Origin of the sequence: Gilliamella sp. B3172, assembly GCF_026536465.1 — a bacterium.
In the GTDB taxonomy this organism is placed as follows: domain Bacteria; phylum Pseudomonadota; class Gammaproteobacteria; order Enterobacterales; family Orbaceae; genus Gilliamella.
This window is the reverse complement of the sequence record NZ_JAFNOA010000010.1, coordinates 22,830-41,108: the sequence shown is the minus strand read 5'-3', so window position 1 is coordinate 41,108 and position 18,279 is coordinate 22,830. Positions and strand designations below refer to the sequence as shown.

The following is an 18,279-nucleotide window of genomic DNA, read 5'->3' as shown; positions in this document are numbered from 1 at the left end:
ACGATATTTTAAACCAGAAAATTACAGTTCATGTGGAAAAAATAGCCGGCTTTCCTCAGTTTGATCTGTTTCTACTCACCACCGAGAATCTTGAGTTAGAATGCAACCATTGCGAGTATGGAAATCATCTTGTTTTTCAATCCATTATATCTATCAGCTCTCATCAAATTGTGGATAGATTAGTAGCCACTTACGAATATGGAAATGATCTGAGTAGAGGCTATCGATTTTTCTATTATGATAATGGGAAAATAATTATTAGGAGATTTGGTAGTGATGAGACAGACAGTGCTGCTAAAGAAAAAAGAACATATCAACTCACCCCCCAAGGCAAATTCATCCGTTATTATGATACTAATGGTTCTTTTCAAAATACAGATCTTAATGTTACAGAGGAAGGTTTAGTTCAAAACCATACTCGCGAGGGGGTATGGATAGAGATAACAGGCAGTAAATATGCGCCTCTAGATATCGGTTATATTTATCTCGAATCGGAATATAAAAATGGTTTACTTGATGGTGTCCGGAAATGTTATCAATTAGACTATCAAAAGAAATTAGATGGTTCTAAGGATCTATCTTCTGCTAAAAAAGGCAAACTTTTGTACACAGAAACCTATAAAGACGGTGAGCTTGTCGAACGTAAATTTGTGGATAAAGAAATTGATGAATTGAATTAAAGATTGTGTAGTAAACAAATGATTATTATGCTTATCACCCTTATAAATATGAATGGTGGTAAGTAAACAATAAATAAAAATAAACATCACAACTTAAACATCCCATAATGGAAAACGAAAGCCTTCCGACAGAAAATATAAAATCCTCTAACGATCAATCCGAAATAGTGGATTCTTCTTCAGCCAATCCTAACCAAATTGTTTATGATTTGTTACATCAATCTGATTTTGATATTAATGTAGCGGATGCCTATTTTGCAAAAAAAGTAAATGCCCCGAATAAACCTAATGAATATACCTATTTAAAATTAAATCAAGCCTGTTTGGGTAACAAAATTTATCTTGTTGTTAAATGTTACGGTAAGCCCCCTAAAGGATCTTTGGTTATCAGTATTCGTGAACTTGAAAAAAAGGTAATGAGCAAAACTTATATCCACAAAAATCTATTCCTTTTTTAGTGAATGTAGTTGAAAAAACCGAACTACAATTTACTATTGATGAGAAAATTGAGTATATCCAAGAGATTGAAATTCGTCCTAAAGATGATAAAGTGTATCAGGGATTACAAAACAAATTAAATGGTCTTGAAAATAAAAGTACCCGTTTAACCATAAGAACAGAAATAAAAGATACCAACGCAACTAAGGTAAATTTTAAAGGTATTCTTACAGGTGAATTCGATACGGTTAAGGGTTCAAGATATTATGATTTTTTAATCGGTGAAAATGAAAGTTTTCAAATTATCCCCATTATATGGCATGATCCAATCGATAACCCTCAAAGAACATATTATAATTCCTCAGGTGTTCATAAGGAACAAAATGGAGCATTTGGTATGGTACGAAAATACGCTGATGGTTCAGATAAAGCTCATCAAGAATTAGATATTTTTGCTAATATAAATACACCATGTAAAGCATGTTTAGATGGTGAAATAGTGAGTTATTCAAATGAAGGTCAAAAAGGTTATGGTAATGTTCTTGTTTTAAAAGTTAAAGGAAAAGATTTAAGAGCGTCTAGAAGAGACTATCAACTAGAATTTACTAAAGAAATAGAATCTGGACCAGAATTTGATATTAATGCTGATTATATTTATTTAAGATATGCTCATTTAAACTCTGCTGTATTAACATCTGGTGAAGTAAAAAGTGGAAGTATCATAGCTTATTCTGGAGATACAGGAAATGCAGAAGGTGTAATAAATCCTCATTTACATTTTGAAATCGCAAAAAACCTTTGGGTAATGGTAAGGGTTTAATAAATAGATATAATCCTGCTTTTTTCGTAAGATTAAAAACTATAAATGAAGAAGAACAAACTAAAGTAAAAAAGGAAAGACAAAGAAAATGAATAAATTAATTATATTTCTTTATATTTTATTATTATTTGGGTGTAAAGAAAATTCTACATCCAACCAAATATCTAAAATAAATAATGACAAGCAAAAATATAGTAAGACAACTAGAATTGATTTTAATCAATTCAAAGTGTTAGATTATGATGAGTCCGGAAATTTATTTAAAAGTAAAAAATATAGGTTTACCTACAGTAATACAAGCGAAACCTTTAACCTGTTTACAAATAACAAAAAGATAGGGGTGATCGATTATGCTCCCCTAAAATATGACGGTCCTGGTTTCAAGATCTATCAATATTCATCTTCACAACAATCTCCTTATATAGTTTTTGTCATTGAAGCAACAGCAGATATAGGTACTGAATGGTATAAGGTTATCATAATTAAAAATGAGAAAATCATATCAGATTTTTTAATTAATGAACCAAGAAGTGACTCAGAAAGATATTTATTAAAAGAATTTATGTCTATTTCATTTCAAAAAGATACATTTACCTTTAAGTTAAAGAAAAAATTAATAGTAAGTTATTCATATATACCTCAAGATTATCAGCAAGATAAAAATTACATTTATATAGATAAAAATATTAGCTTGATACAATTATCACCAACTATATCCATTGATAGTACTCCATGTCAAAAACCTATAATAGAGTATTTTCCAAATGGAAAATTAAAATTATCAGGATGTCAAGGAAGTTATAATGGTACAGGAATCCAAGTTGGGTTATGGAAAAAATATAATGAAAAAGGCGAATTGATAGAAACTACATATTACCACCCCGACGAGTTCGGTAAAGACTACAAAATCATTACGCAATATGAAAGAAATAAAATAATATCTAAAAAAATATACAACTTTGATGATTTGTACGAAGTCGAGTTAAAAGAACTTTCAACTATACCTAAATAATAATTCAATGCTTGGATATTAGTCCAATCAATAGATTAATCTTAATATAAGAGCATGATAAAAAATAACAATGTAGATTGGAAATAATGAATAAATTTTTAATACTTTTAATTAGGTTTCGTAACTTCTCCAAAAGAACTAGTGAAAGTTATTTATTCCATTTTCATACATCCCAAGGCTCTGACGCTTTAGAGGTAACAAGATAGATTAGTGATGAACAAAATGAGCATTTTTGCTTACCCGCATTTGAACCCGAAAAAATATAATATATTGACTTATAATTAAACAGAAATATATCGATATGAGATAAAGTGGAAAGTTGGCTCCTCCAACTGGACTTGAACCAGTGACATACGGATTAACAGTCCGCCGTTCTACCGACTGAACTATGGAGGAACCGAAATGTAGCGCGCATATTATAGATTTTATGGCGCTATGTCAATAGTTAAATTATTTTAAATTGTTAATCAGTTTTTTATTACCTCCATTTATTAGCATTCAAGTGTTAGGATTGTCTTGAATAATTCCTTTTGTCTTAATAACTGTTGTGGATGAGAACCAAGCTCACCTTGCGGAATGGTTTGCTTAAGATTTCGGTAATAATCGATCCAATAAGGGATAAACTGATCTGTGGTTAAATCTTTAAAATTCATTGGATATAATTGAAAATAATCTTCGCCCGTTTGATGCCTAAAGGCATAAGTTATTAGTTCACTACAGTAAAAACCTTTGGCATTAGCATCAAAACTATCGTTATAAGGGAAGCCTATACAAGCTTTGATACGCATTAATGCGTTTTTTATCACTAATTGGTTATTAATGGTACCAATTATATTGTATCTACCAGCAGTCAAAAATCGGTTAAGTGTATTTTTAATTACGCCTTTTTTAGGTATGGCTTCAATGACAATATTTTGACCAATATATAATCCTACATGATTTATTTTATTCATCAATTCATTGTCATTGGGCGCTGAACCACTATAGCTAACCGCACCATTAAATGTATTCTCTTCCCTTAAATACTGGAAGAGAATATCACCACACTTAATATTATTGTTTTTTAGCACGATAACGCCAAAGTGAAAACATTGTAAAGGTCGCAATAATAAATTTTAATGCATCAACCCCTACAAATGGCAGATATCCCACTTTAAATGCTTCTACAAAGCTAATATGTAAATAGCCCATTAAATACACCACACCAAATACGAAAAGCAATTGATGTGCGCAGGCAAAGGCAATTAAGCCCAGAATAAAGTGGCGGTCATAGCCTTTTTCTGCTGCATATCCGGCTAGATAAGCGCTAAACACATAGCCATATAAATAACCTGCCGAAGGTGATGCCAGAGCCATAATACCACCGCTACCATTGGCAAATAATGGTAATCCTATCGCACCTAAAAGTAGATATTGCAGTATGGCTAATGCACCTAATTTACGGCCTAAAAAAGCGCCAATAAGCAGTACTGCTAACGATTGTAAAGTAAACGGAACCGGGTAAGTAGGAATGCTAATATTGGCTGCCAGCCCTAACAGTAGTGCCGCACTGGTGGTGGTAAGTAGCTTACGTTGCCAGGTAGATAAGTTAACCAGAGTTGTGATAAAAGTAGGGTAATAAGTTGTCATTTGTTGCTTCATTATTTTTTACCTTTGATACATGATTAATCTGGTCATAATAAAGCATTATTGATTATTGTAAACTATTTTTTATAAAAATAGTTTACAACTGAACTGGAAATAATGTTAGCTATCACCCTAATAAGCAGTGATAGCATAGCGCCTTTTGAGATTAAACTAAGAATGGATTATTGAGTCGTTCATGTCCAAAGCTAGACATCGGGCCATGTCCGGGTACGAAAATAAAATCATCGCCAAGTGGCAATAATTTGTGAGTAATTGATGAAATTAAATCTGCGTGATTGCCCCTAGGAAAATCTGTTCGCCCTATACTGCCATTAAATAACACATCGCCTACAAAGGCTATTTTATCCTGATGATTGATAAACACGATATGACCGGGCGTATGACCGGGGCAGAAAAGTACATCAAGCGAGATGTTGCCAACTTGAATTTTGTCACCTTCTTTTAGCCAACGATCGGGTAAAAAAGGGTTAATGAAGGGGAAACCAAATTGTATGCATTGCTCAGGTAAAGACGTAAACAAAAATTCATCTTCTTGTTGAGAGCCAATAATGTTGACATCATAATGATTAGCTAATTCAACAGCCGCTCCGACATGATCTAAGTGGCCATGCGTTAATAAAATTTGTTTAATATTTACGCCTAACTTTTCAACCGCTTTTTTGAGTAATTCCGGTTCACCACCAGGATCAACAAAGGCCGCTTCCATTGTTTGATCACACCAAATAATGCTGCAATTTTCTTGAAAAGCCGTCACCGGAATAATTTGGTACTGAAACATACATTTATCTCCTTGTTTCTTGATGATGAGCGGTTAAGTTTTTTCCGTCTTGTTTTGTGAGTTGAGCAAATATTATACTGGATAATACAGTCACGACACCTAGTATAACAAATGTTAATTGAAAAGCGTGAATTGTGCTGGTTGAACGGCTTATCAATCTTACCAAGACAGCACCTAAACCGGTGCCAAAACTGATTGCTAATTGTTGATTAACGGCCATAAGGCTATTACCGCTACTGGTTGATTCTCCTTGTAAATCCGCTAATGTGATGCTGTTCATTGCGGTATATTGCATGGAATTAACACCACCAATACAAAAAAGCAGTATGCCAATAAATATTAATGGCGTTGAAGCGTTGAGTTCAGACATTAAAATTATTAACAGACCAGCTAAAATAGTATTTGTAATTAGTACAAAACGATAGCCTAACCGACCTAAAACATGTGGGATAAATATTCTGGTACAGATTGAGGCAACCGCCATAGGCACCAACATGATACCGGCAAATATAGCGGAATAACCAAAGCCGACTTGTAATAGCAGTGGGATAAGGAATGGCACGCCTGAAATACCTAATCGACAAATTAGATTGCCTATAATGCCTATTTTGAAGGTGCGGATGTTAAAAAGTGTTAATGGAAATAATGGCGCTTGTTTGTTTTTCGCATAATAACGATAAATGATTAAAAATATTATACTGACAACGGCAAGAATTAACGAAATGTAAGCAGGTTGACCTTCATTTAATAACTCGACCCCTAACGTTGCGCTAATAAAAGTGATAACAATAAAGATAAAGCCAAGCAAGTCAAAAGGCATGCGCTCACCTTTTATATTCGGCATGTATTTCCAGCTTATTATCACACCTAACACACCAATGGGAATATTAATAAAAAACACCCAATGCCAACTAACCATATCGACTAAATACCCACCTAAAACAGGACCAACAACCGGCCCGACTAGACCGGGAATCGTTGCGGTATTTAACGCCGCTAAAAATTCGCTACGCTTGAATGCTTTGATTAATACTAAACGAGATACCGGCACCATCATCGAACCGCCAATACCCTGAATAACTCGAGATATATCCAGAAAAATTAATGAGTTGGATAATGCGCATAGCAATGAGCCAAAGGTAAACAGTGTTACTGCCATGACAAAAATATTTCTTGTACCAAATTTATCAGATAAAAAACCACTGACCGGAATAAATAAGGCAAGGGTTAATGCATAACAAATCACAGCGGATTGCATATTCAATGGCGATTGATTTAAATCTGTTGCCATAGTCGGCAATGCTGTGTTTAAAATGGAGGTATCGAGCGACTGCATAAAAAAAGCAAAAGCTGCAATCCAAGGTAAAATTCGATACACAAACGGTGGTAACTGTAATTCGCTATTCATTTTTGTTTAGCCTAAATTTGATTTGATATGCCGGGTGTAGGGATTGGAAGCAATCCCCGAAAATGAGCTCTCCAGTTTTGTTTAGGTAAACTTTGGAGAGCAGTTAAAAATCATTTTACAACAATATAAATTAATTGTTGGCTTTTTTCTTATTTTTAACAGGTTTGCCTTGCCAATAGCCAGCAAGTAGGGATCCGGAAATATTGTGCCAAACTGAAAATATTGCAGCAGGTAGTGCGGATAGTGCTGAAAAATAGGTTGTGCCAAGTGTTGCTGCCAAGGCTGAATTTTGCATGCCGACTTCCAGCGACATCGTTCGGCAGGTTGATTCATCAAAGCCAAATAAACGTCCGCCCCAGTATCCGCCAATGAGTCCTAAACCATTATGAATAATAACGGCAAACATAACGGTACAGCCAACTTGACCAATTTGCGCATGACTACCTGCAACTACAATACAAATAATGAGTAATATGCAGATCATCGACATTAAAGGTAAAAATCGCTCACATTTTTTTACGACAGGATTAAGGAAATGGTGAACAAGTAAGCCTAGCATTATAGGAATAAGAACGATTTGGACAATATGCACCAACATACCCCAAACCGGCACTTCAACGGTTGTCCCGACGAGTAAAAGTGTCAAAATAGGGGTAACTACAACGCCGACGAGTGTTGAAACAGAAGAAATGGTAATAGATAACGCCACATCGCCTTTAGCCAGATAGATCATTACATTTGATGCCGTTCCGCTTGCCACACTACCAACCAGCACCATACCGACTAATAACTCAGGTCGCATGGTAAAGAGTTTAGATAAAATCAAGGCAGTTAATGGCATGACGATATAGTGCAAGAGCGTACATATCACCACCGCTTTGGGTTTGGTTACCACCCGTTTAAAATCATCAATACTTAACGTAACGCCCATTGTGAACATCACAAACATTAAAAGTTGTGAAGTATGGGGCCTCACAGGCATAAAAGTATTAGGGAAAAAATAGGCGATAAATGCACAAACTATTGCCCATAAAGGGAATAGGCGTGTAAGTGAAATTAGGGATTGAACAAACAGTTGATTATAACGTTTAGCCATAAGAATCCGCCTTGTGATTCATTGATATAACTTTATAAAAATTATAGAGTTATTTTAATCGCTATGTGGTCTTTCCATTTTATTGATTCTACTAAATAGCGTCAAGGTATTTGTTAATATCGTATTGCGTATTTGCTCAGCCGGCTCATTTCGAAGTTGGCAAAGAATATTAAACGTTTCAACAATATACTCGGGACGGTTTGCTTGCCCTTGTCGGCCACACAATGGCATATCGGGAGCGTCAGTTTCCAATACTAAACTCTCAAGAGGTAATTGGGCAATAGTGTTGCGGGTTTTATTCGCTCGGGCATAACTTATTACCCCACCCACGCCAATATAATAACCAATTTTGATCAATTGCATGGCTTGTTGATAACTACCGGAAAAACCATGAATCACGCCCCGACACGGTAAATCAGCTTGATGAAGTTCATGATAGATAATGTCATGGGTTTTACGAGAGTGCACTAATACCGGTAGATCACACTGTTTGGCAAGCGCTAGCTGTGATCTAAAAAAAGATAATTGCTGTTGCCAATCAATAGTTTGATCATATTTATCTAAACCAATTTCGCCAATTGCGACCAGCTTTTTAGGTTTTTGCTTAACAATATGGCCAAGCTGCTCAAGGTCGGCTTGTGTATGTTGGTAGATAGGGTGTAAGCCCAAAGCAGCATAAACTTCATCATAATCGTTCGCCAGTTGCAATATGGTATTAAAGTGATTAGCCGATACCCCGGGTATGATTAAACCGGCAATTTGGGCTTGACGCAATTGTCGGATTGAATCAGTTATATCATCAGTAAAAAGAGGAAAATCGAAATGGCAATGTGTGTCAATAAACATTTAGCCTCCTATTATTCAATTACTTGATGTTGTAATATTGGCAATAAAAATCGCTGAGCTAAAAGGGTAATTTGTTCAATTAAATCATCGGTTAATTCCGGATAGATACGAGCGTAGTACTGGTCACACTCTGCAAAATGGTATAAACCACCTTGCCAGGTGCTAAGTAATTGATTGTAAGCTTTTTCGCTCGGTTCTATTTCGCCAGTTTTGGAGTTATAAGCTGTAACCAACCAGCTCCATGCACTTTTCAATGGGAGTAATAAAGGCTGATTGATTCCCTGTAAATAGCCTTCGACAAGATCGGTTAAAAATGCTAAAGCTTTATTGGCATTTATATGCAAAAACCGCCACTCGGTATCTTCACGTCCATAAGTACGGCTTTGGCTATCGACGTTATCGGGATTTAAAATACAATACAGTAAATGATCTATCCATAAGGCAATCCCTTCACGAATGGAAAGTTTAGACGGGCGCCAAGTAAAAATACCGTCAGATTGGATATGGGTTAACCAGCCTTGTAATGGATAGTGTTGTTGGTTAATCGCAATGGCTAAATTGACTTCTAAGGTTGATGTGCTAAGTCGCTCTTGCATAATTTTATTTGCTAACGGTTGCAAAGCTTCATACTGTTCATCATAGATTATTTCACCAAATGCACCGTCGGGTAGTTCACCGGTTAAGGCTAAGCGTGGATAAACGTTATCAGTAGCGCTACGCTCTGGATCAATTAATTGATTTAAAATTTGGACATTTAATTGATAACGTTGAAAATTGTCGAGATTGAAATTTTCAGCATCCGGTAGCGTATCATCTAAATAGTTAACATAAAAATTAAATCGCTTTTGTAGAAAAAAGCGGATTGAATGTTGATAAAAACGTTTAAGTTCATCAACATGAATATTATCGACAGTGATTTTCGGTATATCGCTAATAAATGACTGACTTTGACCTTTATTTGATGCAGCCGGTAACCATTCATCTGCATAGCTTTTAAAATCGCTCAGAAAATTTTGCGGATTAAATGGGGTGCGTGTGTGCATAACACGTAAAATATTAGCTGTTTTGGATATTGAATCTAATTTATCCTCAGAATTATCAGCATAATACTGGTTTATATAGTCCCAAAGTTCATCGACTAATACCGAAGGATAACGCTCTGTGTCATCTTTCATATCTCGCCCGATATAGCTGATATATAACTGATTTTGTGCCGATAATATTGCTTCTAAAAATAGATAACGATCATCAGTTCGTCGACTTCGATCGCCTCGTCTTGGGTGCTGTGCAATTAAATCAAAATCGAGTGGAAGCGAGGTTCTTGGATAATCACCATCATTCATGCCTAATAAACAAACTACTTTAAATGGAATAGATCGCATTGGCATCATGGTGCAAAAATTAATTTTACCCACTAAAAAGCGATGAGCTAAGTGATTTTGTTCTAAGCGAGATTGCATGGCGTCGTGCAAAATCGTAATGGAGATATTATCGGTAAAATTAGCCTGTAAACCGCTGGTTATTAGTTTTTGCCACTCATCTTGAATCATTAATAAAATTGTTTCACGTTGACCATTACTAATAAAAAAGTCATTAATAAGCTCAACGCAGCAGCTTTGCCACTCAATTAATGGTTTGTTTTCATTGAGGATGACTAACCATTTTTGTACTACGCTAATAAATTCAGCTAATTGACCAATCAATTCTGCATCTAAACCGGTTGCGCCGTCATAGGGTAAAATTTGTTGCCAGCCGCCTTGTTCACTACTCATAGTATAACCAAGTAACAATCGTTCCAGACCGAATAACCAGCTATGTGCATTTGCAAGCCCGAAGCGAATTCCTGATTCGATGATCCAAGTGCGCAACAGTGTCAGTTGTGATTCATTTATAGCAAATTTTTCAGCAATGGCGGGTATTTCCAGTAAATTAAATAGCTCTTCAGCGGTAAATCGGCTTTGTGGGAAATTTAAAATAGCAAAGAAACCTTGAACAATGGGATCAATATTCCGGGCTTTTTGATCTGAAATCGTAAAAGGTAAATAACGTTGCTTATCGGCATTAGCAAAAACAGCTTGAATATAAGGGACATATTTATCAATATCTGAAACCATAACAATACAGTCACGTAACTCAAGTGTTGGATCGGCGTCGAATGCTGAAAGTAGATAGTCATAAAGTACTTCAACTTCACGTTGTTGGCTGTGACAAGCATGAAACGTTATCGATTTATCGGCCTTATTAATTTCCCGATTAATTTGCTCACTTTGATAAAGTTCTAAAATATCTTGTTGAATAGCATGTAACAGGCTGTTGCGGTCATGATCAACATAGACATCGATATCTTGTTTATTCTCAAATTCCTGTAATAAATAAAGGTTATCACGCCCCAATTTTCCCCATGAGGTGAGTAATGCATTGGGGATTTTATCTGGGGTGGTTAAGGTCTCTGATAACTGTTTTTCGACAATATCGCCCCAATACCATTTGCAAGGGTTGTTGAACATTAAATGTACATCAATATGTTGTCCAAGTGCCGAAAGTAAAGAGAGATATATGGGCGGTAATGAGGTGATACCAAAGATAAAAATGCGTTTAGGTAGCGGAGCTAATCTTGAACTGTCAAAGCTATCATCTAATAAGATTTCAAGCATCTGTTGGTAAATATTTGCCCGATGATAAGGCTGACTAATTGCAATCAACTCTCGCCACAATTGCGCTTGCCATATTTCATCGGGATGATGATTTAATTCATTTACTGTTTGGTTCAATTCCCATTTTGCCAGCCAGTCGGGGCGATATACTAAGTACTGGTCAAATAAACGAGCAACTCGAGTTGCAAGCTGATAAAGCTTTTTTTCGGATTGATCAATATTGAGATAATTTTTTAGTGCACTAAATTCTGATCTCTCAATTAGCTTTGGTATTAAATAATATAAACGCCAAGTCATCGCTTCCGGATTGAAGCTATTTTCCAATGGCGCATCGGGTAACAATGTTTGATAAACTTGCCAAATGAAATCTGTTGGGAAAGGAAACGCCACATTGGCAACGATGCCAAGTGCATCGGCAAGTTCAATTTGTAACCATTGCGCCATTCCTTGACTTTGTACCATAACAACATCCGGCGTAAATACGTCTTGTAGTGGTTGCCTTTGCATCAATTCACTTACGAGTGATTTGAGTAGATCGACTTGATTTGAATGGTAAATGGTGAACATAGTTGCTTTTATGTCGAGAAAGTTACTAAAATTATCGCTGATAGCGAATAATAAATCCAGTATCCTATTATTATAAATATTCGATTATGTATCTGCAGTGCGTTTGAATGCGATTTTTACTATGAAAATGTTTATGTCGTTAACTTCGATTATTTATCGGAATTAAAAATCAATTTTGGCAAGAGATGTCAATTTTGCTTTTAAAATTAATTAGTTATTATTTCTATTATATAAAGAGTTAATGGGATAATATCAATTCACTAACAAATTAAATTTTGAGCAAATAATGTTTTGTATCGTTCCTTATCAAGCCTGTTATCAATCGGCATTTAAATCGATTAATAAACAATGGATTCAAACGTATTTTGTGATGGAAGAGTCTGATTATAAAGCATTAGACAATCCCCATGAATATATTTTAGATTAAGGCAGATATATTTTAGATTAAGGCAGATATATTTTTATTGCTTTAATAGATGATCAACCTGTAGGCAGTTGTGCATTAATTAAAATGCATGATAGTGATTATGATTTTGAATTGGCAAAAATGGCTGTTTCACCTCAAGCACAAGGTAATAAAATAGGTTATCATTTAGGACAAACAGCATTAATTCATGCTAAAAAATTAGGTGCAAAAAAAATTTACTTAGAAAGTAATACTATATTAGCGCCAGCAATAAGGCTTTATCGTAAATTGGGATTTACTGAAATTAAAGGTATCGCATCACCTTATCAACGTTGCGATATTCAAATGGGATGTCAACTATAAATAGAGTAAGCTTCCATTAAGAGATGAAATACCTATGAATCACAAATTCAAAATGAGTCAGGCAATGTTATTAAAATAGCCTGTATTATCATTTTTTGCTATGTGAGTTTTAGATGTAGCGATTTATAATTTACAGATTGATTAACGTAACGCTATAACAAAATAAAAAGGTTACTAAATTTGCTTTGGTAACCTTTTTTATTTTGGTAACTAAGTTATTGACCAATACGGCGGGTTAATTCAATAACTCGCATTTTCGCCAATGCTTTTGATAGTTCGGCAGATGCTTGGGCAAATGACATGTCATCACTTGGGTGATTAATGTGCTCTTGGGCTTGTCTAACTGCTTCTTGTGCTCTGGCTTCGTCTAAGTCTTCGCCTCGAATAGCAGTATCAGCGAGAATTGTCACTATATTCGGTTGAACTTCTAGGATGCCACCAGATAAATAGATAAATTCTTCTTCACCATCTGCTTTCACAATGCCTACCATACCCGGTTTAATGGTGGTAAGTAGGGGAGTATGACCCGGATAGATTCCTAGTTCACCTTCTCGCCCTGTGACTCTGATTCGCTGAACATCACCTGAAAATAGGTGAGATTCAGCACTAACAACTTCTAATTGATAGGAAGTTAGTGCCATAATACTCTCTCCGTTCAATGAATCTCTTACAGAGATTTCGCCTTCTCAATCGCTTCATCAATTGAACCAACCATATAAAATGCCTGTTCAGGTATATGGTCATAATCACCGTTCATGATGCCAGTAAATGCACTAATTGTGTCTTTTAATGGCACATATTTACCTGGCGAACCGGTAAAGACTTCTGCCACGAAGAATGGTTGTGATAAGAAGCGTTGAATCTTACGAGCACGGGCAACGGTCAATTTGTCATCTTCTGATAGTTCATCCATACCAAGAATAGCGATAATATCTTTTAATTCTTGATAACGTTGAAGAATTGACTGAACGCCACGAGCACAATCATAATGTTCTTGACCAACAACAAGTGGATCTAATTGACGACTTGTCGAGTCAAGTGGGTCAACCGCTGGGTAAATACCTAATGATGCGATTTGACGACTTAATACGATTGTTGCATCCAAGTGAGCAAAGGTTGTTGCTGGCGATGGGTCAGTTAAGTCATCGGCAGGTACATATACCGCTTGAATTGAAGTGATTGAACCGGTTTTGGTTGAAGTGATACGTTCTTGTAGTAAGCCCATTTCTTCAGCTAAGGTTGGTTGGTAACCTACCGCAGATGGCATACGACCTAATAGCGCAGACACTTCAGTACCGGCTAGGGTATAACGATAAATATTATCGATGAATAATAATACGTCTTTACCTTCATCACGGAATTTTTCAGCCATGGTTAAACCAGTTAACGCAACACGTAAACGGTTTCCTGGTGGCTCATTCATCTGACCGTAAACTAATGATACTTTGTCAAGTACGTTTGATTCTTTCATTTCGTGATAGAAGTCATTACCTTCACGAGTACGCTCACCTACACCGGTAAATACTGAATAACCAGAGTGCTCGATAGCGATGTTACGGATTAACTCCATCATGTTAACGGTTTTACCAACACCTGCACCACCGAATAGACCGACTTTACCACCTTTAGCAAATGGACAAATTAAGTCGATAACTTTAATACCGGTTTCAAGTAATTCAGTTGAGTTGGCAAGTTCTTCATAAGTTGGTGCAGCACGGTGGATTGCCCAACGCTCTTCTTCACCAATTGGGCCTGCTTTATCAACAGGATCACCAAGTACATTCATAATACGACCTAGCGTTTTAGTACCTACCGGTACTTCAATGCCGTGGCCAGTGTTTACGACGTTAAGTCCACGTCTTAAACCATCAGATGAGCCCATTGCGATACAACAAACAACGCCACCACCTAATTGTTGCTGAACTTCCAGAACTAATTTTTCGGTGCCAGTTTCCACTTCTAATGCATCATATACCTTTGGTACTGCATCTTCTGGGAATTCGACATCAACCACCGCACCGATGATCTGGACAATCTTTCCAGTAGCCATTTTTAATCCTCTACGTCTTTTTCTTAACTGTAAGCCAATATTTAGCACTAACCTGAAACAGCGGCTGCACCGGATACAATATCAATTAATTCATTAGTGATCGCACCTTGACGTGCTTTGTTATACACTATTTGTAGTTCATTAATTAAGTTTGCACCGTTATCTGTTGCTGCTTTCATGGCCACCATTCTTGCTGCTTGTTCACTCGCTAAATTGTCAACCACTGCTTGATATACTTGTGATTCAATATAACGACGTAAAATCACATCTAATAATGATTTTGCATCTGGCTCATAAATATAATCCCATGATGAAGTTTTAAGTTCTTTATCTTCTGATGCAGGTAATGGTAACAACTGCTGTATTGTTGGCTTTTGCGACATGGTATTAATAAATTTGTTAGTAACAATATATAATTTATCAATATTGCCGTTATCATATGCCTCAAGCATTGTTTTTACCGGACCGATTAAATCAGATAAAGTTGGTTCATCACCTAGATTGGTTACTTGGGTTAAGATGTTTGCTTTCACGGATGAAAAGAACGAAACCCCTCGTGAACCAATCAAAGCAAGATCTGCTTCAACGCCTTTTTTCTGCCATGCTGACATGTCAGCAATGACAGTTTTAAATAGATTGATATTTAAACCACCACACAAACCACGATCGGTTGAAATGATAAGATAGCCAACCCGTTTTACATCTCTTTCTTCTAAATAAGGATGTTTGGCGCCTATCTGAGCTAACGCTAAATGTCCAATTACTTCACGGATCATTTCAGCGTATGGACGACTAGCTGCCATTCTATCTTGCGTTTTACGCATTTTTGAATTGGCAACCATTTCCATTGCTTTAGTGATCTTTTGCGTACTTTGGATACTGGCAATTTTGGTTCTAATCTCTTTTGCATTAGCCATTTGTTACCTCGCCCTTACCAAGTTTGAGTTGATTTAAAGCTTTCAAGCATTGCTTTTAACTTACTTTCAATCTCATCATTGTAATTACCCGTTTCATCAATTAGTTTGACAAAATCAGCATATTGACTGTGGGCATAAGCTAGAAGTGCTGTTTCAAATGATAATACTTTTGCAAGTTCAACATCTTCAAGATAACCACGTTCAGCGGCGTAAAGTACAATTGATTGTTCTGCAACAGTCATTGGAGCGTATTGCTTTTGTTTCAATAGTTCAGTTACTTTTTCACCATGACTTAATTGGTTTCTTGTTGCTTCATCTAAGTCTGATGCAAATTGCGAGAATGCCGCTAATTCACGATATTGTGCAAGTGCTGTACGAATACCGCCTGATAATTTTTTCATTATCTTCGTTTGCGCTGCGCCACCAACACGTGAAACCGAAATACCTGGGTTAACCGCAGGACGGATACCTGAGTTAAATAGGCTGGTTTCAAGGAAGATCTGACCATCAGTAATCGAAATTACGTTGGTTGGTACGAACGCTGATACGTCACCGGCTTGAGTTTCGATAATTGGTAACGCAGTTAATGAACCGGTTTTACCTTTTACTTCACCTTTAGTGAATTCTTCAACATAAGCTTCGTTAACACGAGCTGCACGTTCAAGTAGACGTGAGTGAAGATAGAATACGTCACCAGGATAAGCTTCACGCCCAGGTGGACGACGGAGTAGTAATGAAATTTGACGATAAGCAACCGCTTGTTTAGATAAATCATCATAAACAATTAGCGCATCTTGACCACGGTCACGGAAGTATTCGCCCATCGCACAACCCGCGTAAGGCGCTAAGTATTGTAATGCTGCTGACTCAGAAGCTGAGGCCACAACCACAATGGTATTTTTAAGTGCGCCATGCTCTTCAAGTTTACGCACTACGTTAGCAATAGTAGATTGTTTTTGACCGATTGCGACATAGATACATTTAACACCAGAATCACGTTGATTGATAATGGCGTCGATTGCTAATGCGGTTTTACCGGTTTGACGGTCACCGATGATAAGTTCACGCTGACCACGACCAATTGGAATCATTGAGTCAACGGCTTTATAACCTGTTTGTAGCGCTTGGTCAACAGATTGACGGTCGATAACACCCGGCGCAACCACTTCAACCGGTGAAAATCCGTCATGTTGAATTGAGCCTTTTCCGTCAATTGGTTCACCAAGAGTATTAATCACTCGACCTAATAAACCGTCACCGACTGGTACCTGTAAAATACGACCAGTACATTGGACTTTCATCCCTTCTGACAAGTCTTCGTATGGGCCCATAACGACCGCACCGACTGAATCTCGTTCAAGGTTTAATGCCATTGCGTAACGGTTGCCTGGTAATGCAATCATTTCGCCTTGCATGACATCAGTTAATCCGTGGATTCGAAGAATACCATCACTAACAGAGATAATGGTTCCTTCATTGTGAGCATCACTCACAATATTGAACTGAGCTATCCGCTCTTTAATTAGTTCACTTATTTCAGTTGAATTTAGCTGCATTATCAGTCCCCTTAAGACTGTAGAGCGTCATTTAAACGATTTAAACGCCCTCTGATACTACTATCAATAACCATATCGCCCGTACGAATAATAAAACCAGAAATGAGCGATTTATCGATTTGACATTTTAGTTTTACTTTTCGTGATAAACGTTTTTCGACAGCGATAGAAATCTTATTAAGTTGTTCGCTTGTTAGCTCACTGGCAGAAATCACATCCACATCTGCTTGGGCATCTTTATCTAAGCAATATTGTTCAAACAGAGCTAACACTTCAGGAAGAAGGGATAAACGCTTGTTCTCGGCCATTATCTTAATAAAATTAGTACTAAACTCATCTAAGACATCTTTACAGATATTGATGAGTAAATTTGCTACCGAATCGGTTTTCATGTCAGATGTTAAGATGCTTCTTACTTGTGCATCTTTGCTTACTTGGGATGTTAACACCAACATTTTATGCCATGATTCGATGCTGTTTTTTTCTACCGCAAAATCAAAAGCAGCTTTAGCATAAGGGCGAGCAACCGTAATTAAGTCAGCCATTGCTCTAATCTCCCTATAATTCCGCTACAAGTTTATCAATGATGTCGCTATTAGCGGCTTCATTAACAGAACGTTCAATAATTTTTTCTGCACCAGCAATAGCGAGTGTAGCGACTTGTTGCTTAAGCTCTTCTCTAGCTCTTTTACGTTCAGCCTCTACTTCGGCAAGTCCTTGAGCAACGATGCGTTCTTTTTCTCGAGATGCTTCTTGATTAGCTTCTTCAAGAATAGCGGCTTTACGTTTATTTGCTTGCTCAATAATTGCATTAGCCTCGACCTTAGCTTGTTGCATTATGTCAGATGTATTTGCTTTGGCTAATTCCAAATCTTTTTTTGCTGTTTCTGCAGAAGCAAGTCCATCGGCTATCTCTTTTTGGCGTTTTTCAATCGCACGGATAACTGGAGGCCAAACAAACTTCATACAGAACCAAACAAACAATACAAATGTAATTGCTTGGCCGAGGAGAGTTGCGTTCATATTCATGAGACAATTCCT

General features: G+C 36.7%; 19 protein-coding genes and 1 tRNA gene. 6 read left to right on the top strand and 14 right to left on the bottom strand.

Annotated elements, in window-relative coordinates:
- From J3U37_RS10715 to J3U37_RS10700, 4 genes are all read left to right on the top strand, one after another.
- A partial coding sequence (locus tag J3U37_RS10715) for a hypothetical protein (RefSeq protein WP_267374834.1) occupies positions 1–680 on the top strand: 680 nt, incomplete at its 5' end.
- Positions 681–787: 107 nt separating this feature from the next.
- On the top strand, positions 788–1,138 hold the full coding sequence (locus tag J3U37_RS10710; protein WP_267374832.1) for a hypothetical protein: 351 nt from the start codon (positions 788–790) through the stop codon (positions 1,136–1,138).
- Positions 1,138–1,938 carry a M23 family metallopeptidase gene (locus J3U37_RS10705; protein ID WP_267374830.1) on the top strand — a complete coding sequence of 267 codons (801 nt, stop codon included), beginning with the start codon at positions 1,138–1,140 and terminating at the stop codon, positions 1,936–1,938. Before J3U37_RS10710 ends, J3U37_RS10705 begins: the two co-directional genes overlap by 1 nt.
- A gap of 88 nt (positions 1,939–2,026) precedes the next feature.
- Positions 2,027–2,950, top strand: coding sequence for a hypothetical protein (locus tag J3U37_RS10700; RefSeq protein WP_267336512.1), 924 nt, complete (start codon positions 2,027–2,029; stop codon positions 2,948–2,950).
- 320 nt (positions 2,951–3,270) lie between these two features.
- Here the strand turns inward: J3U37_RS10700 and J3U37_RS10695 are convergent.
- The 8 genes from J3U37_RS10695 to recC form a co-directional block, all read right to left on the bottom strand.
- Positions 3,271–3,346, bottom strand: a tRNA-Asn gene (locus J3U37_RS10695).
- Positions 3,347–3,441: 95 nt separating this feature from the next.
- A complete protein-coding gene (locus J3U37_RS10690) occupies positions 3,442–4,020 on the bottom strand; it encodes a YiiX/YebB-like N1pC/P60 family cysteine hydrolase (RefSeq protein ID WP_220218569.1) in 579 nt (192 codons plus the stop codon).
- Positions 4,004–4,591 carry a biotin transporter BioY gene (locus J3U37_RS10685; protein ID WP_220218570.1) on the bottom strand — a complete coding sequence of 196 codons (588 nt, stop codon included), beginning with the start codon at positions 4,589–4,591 and terminating at the stop codon, positions 4,004–4,006. The genes J3U37_RS10690 and J3U37_RS10685 overlap by 17 nt, the downstream gene beginning before the upstream one ends.
- A 151-nt stretch (positions 4,592–4,742) precedes the next feature.
- A complete protein-coding gene (locus J3U37_RS10680) occupies positions 4,743–5,375 on the bottom strand; it encodes an MBL fold metallo-hydrolase (protein ID WP_267374828.1) in 633 nt (210 codons plus the stop codon).
- A 4-nt stretch (positions 5,376–5,379) separates the two neighbouring features.
- The gene (locus J3U37_RS10675) at positions 5,380–6,783 is read right to left on the bottom strand and encodes a DHA2 family efflux MFS transporter permease subunit (RefSeq protein ID WP_267374826.1); all 1,404 of its coding nucleotides are present in this window, start codon (positions 6,781–6,783) and stop codon (positions 5,380–5,382) included.
- Between the two features lie 130 nt (positions 6,784–6,913).
- Positions 6,914–7,879: a ketopantoate/pantoate/pantothenate transporter PanS gene (panS, locus tag J3U37_RS10670; protein WP_267374824.1), complete on the bottom strand. Its 966-nt coding sequence runs from the start codon at positions 7,877–7,879 to the stop codon at positions 6,914–6,916.
- 54 nt (positions 7,880–7,933) lie between these two features.
- Positions 7,934–8,725, bottom strand: a complete 792-nt coding sequence (locus J3U37_RS10665; RefSeq protein WP_267374822.1) for a TatD family hydrolase — start codon at positions 8,723–8,725, stop codon at positions 7,934–7,936.
- An 11-nt stretch (positions 8,726–8,736) separates the two neighbouring features.
- Positions 8,737–11,946 (bottom strand): exodeoxyribonuclease V subunit gamma, encoded by a 3,210-nt coding sequence (gene recC, locus J3U37_RS10660; protein ID WP_267374820.1) that lies wholly within the window; start codon positions 11,944–11,946, stop codon positions 8,737–8,739.
- Between the two features lie 286 nt (positions 11,947–12,232).
- On the opposite strand from recC, the gene J3U37_RS10655 reads away from it, so the two are divergent.
- Positions 12,233–12,373, top strand: coding sequence for a hypothetical protein (locus J3U37_RS10655; RefSeq protein WP_267336508.1), 141 nt, complete (start codon positions 12,233–12,235; stop codon positions 12,371–12,373).
- A gap of 30 nt (positions 12,374–12,403) precedes the next feature.
- On the top strand, positions 12,404–12,715 hold the full coding sequence (locus J3U37_RS10650) for a GNAT family N-acetyltransferase (RefSeq protein WP_324169870.1): 312 nt from the start codon (positions 12,404–12,406) through the stop codon (positions 12,713–12,715).
- 215 nt (positions 12,716–12,930) lie between these two features.
- On the opposite strand, the gene J3U37_RS10645 is transcribed toward J3U37_RS10650, so the two are convergent.
- From J3U37_RS10645 to atpF, 6 genes are read right to left on the bottom strand one after another with little or no spacing between them, the layout of a single operon-like run.
- Positions 12,931–13,356, bottom strand: coding sequence for a F0F1 ATP synthase subunit epsilon (locus tag J3U37_RS10645; RefSeq protein ID WP_220218576.1), 426 nt, complete (start codon positions 13,354–13,356; stop codon positions 12,931–12,933).
- A 26-nt stretch (positions 13,357–13,382) separates the two neighbouring features.
- Positions 13,383–14,765, bottom strand: coding sequence for a F0F1 ATP synthase subunit beta (atpD, locus tag J3U37_RS10640; protein ID WP_220218577.1), 1,383 nt, complete (start codon positions 14,763–14,765; stop codon positions 13,383–13,385).
- A 47-nt stretch (positions 14,766–14,812) separates the two neighbouring features.
- Positions 14,813–15,682 carry a F0F1 ATP synthase subunit gamma gene (gene atpG, locus J3U37_RS10635; RefSeq protein WP_267338021.1) on the bottom strand — a complete coding sequence of 290 codons (870 nt, stop codon included), beginning with the start codon at positions 15,680–15,682 and terminating at the stop codon, positions 14,813–14,815.
- A 14-nt stretch (positions 15,683–15,696) separates the two neighbouring features.
- Entirely contained in the window at positions 15,697–17,238 is a 1,542-nt protein-coding gene (gene atpA / locus J3U37_RS10630; RefSeq protein WP_220218579.1) for a F0F1 ATP synthase subunit alpha, read from the bottom strand.
- 11 nt (positions 17,239–17,249) lie between these two features.
- A complete protein-coding gene (atpH, locus tag J3U37_RS10625; protein ID WP_220218580.1) occupies positions 17,250–17,783 on the bottom strand; it encodes a F0F1 ATP synthase subunit delta in 534 nt (177 codons plus the stop codon).
- 13 nt (positions 17,784–17,796) lie between these two features.
- Positions 17,797–18,267, bottom strand: a complete 471-nt coding sequence (gene atpF, locus J3U37_RS10620) for a F0F1 ATP synthase subunit B (protein WP_220218581.1) — start codon at positions 18,265–18,267, stop codon at positions 17,797–17,799.
- Positions 18,268–18,279: the final 12 nt, after the last annotated feature.

Bases quoted from the DNA above. Each gene is read 5' to 3' on its own strand.
- J3U37_RS10710 (WP_267374832.1), top strand. From the start codon at position 788: ATGGAAAACGAAAGCCTTCCGACAGAAAATATAAAATCCTCTAACGAT.
- J3U37_RS10700 (WP_267336512.1), top strand. From the start codon at position 2,027: ATGAATAAATTAATTATATTTCTTTATATTTTATTATTATTTGGGTGT.
- J3U37_RS10685 (WP_220218570.1), bottom strand. From the start codon at position 4,591: ATGAAGCAACAAATGACAACTTATTACCCTACTTTTATCACAACTCTG.
- J3U37_RS10680 (WP_267374828.1), bottom strand. From the start codon at position 5,375: ATGTTTCAGTACCAAATTATTCCGGTGACGGCTTTTCAAGAAAATTGC.
- J3U37_RS10675 (WP_267374826.1), bottom strand. From the start codon at position 6,783: ATGAATAGCGAATTACAGTTACCACCGTTTGTGTATCGAATTTTACCT.
- panS (WP_267374824.1), bottom strand. From the start codon at position 7,879: ATGGCTAAACGTTATAATCAACTGTTTGTTCAATCCCTAATTTCACTT.
- J3U37_RS10665 (WP_267374822.1), bottom strand. From the start codon at position 8,725: ATGTTTATTGACACACATTGCCATTTCGATTTTCCTCTTTTTACTGAT.
- recC (WP_267374820.1), bottom strand. From the start codon at position 11,946: ATGTTCACCATTTACCATTCAAATCAAGTCGATCTACTCAAATCACTC.
- J3U37_RS10655 (WP_267336508.1), top strand. From the start codon at position 12,233: ATGTTTTGTATCGTTCCTTATCAAGCCTGTTATCAATCGGCATTTAAA.
- J3U37_RS10645 (WP_220218576.1), bottom strand. From the start codon at position 13,356: ATGGCACTAACTTCCTATCAATTAGAAGTTGTTAGTGCTGAATCTCAC.
- atpD (WP_220218577.1), bottom strand. From the start codon at position 14,765: ATGGCTACTGGAAAGATTGTCCAGATCATCGGTGCGGTGGTTGATGTC.
- atpG (WP_267338021.1), bottom strand. From the start codon at position 15,682: ATGGCTAATGCAAAAGAGATTAGAACCAAAATTGCCAGTATCCAAAGT.
- atpA (WP_220218579.1), bottom strand. From the start codon at position 17,238: ATGCAGCTAAATTCAACTGAAATAAGTGAACTAATTAAAGAGCGGATA.
- atpH (WP_220218580.1), bottom strand. From the start codon at position 17,783: ATGGCTGACTTAATTACGGTTGCTCGCCCTTATGCTAAAGCTGCTTTT.
- atpF (WP_220218581.1), bottom strand. From the start codon at position 18,267: ATGAATATGAACGCAACTCTCCTCGGCCAAGCAATTACATTTGTATTG.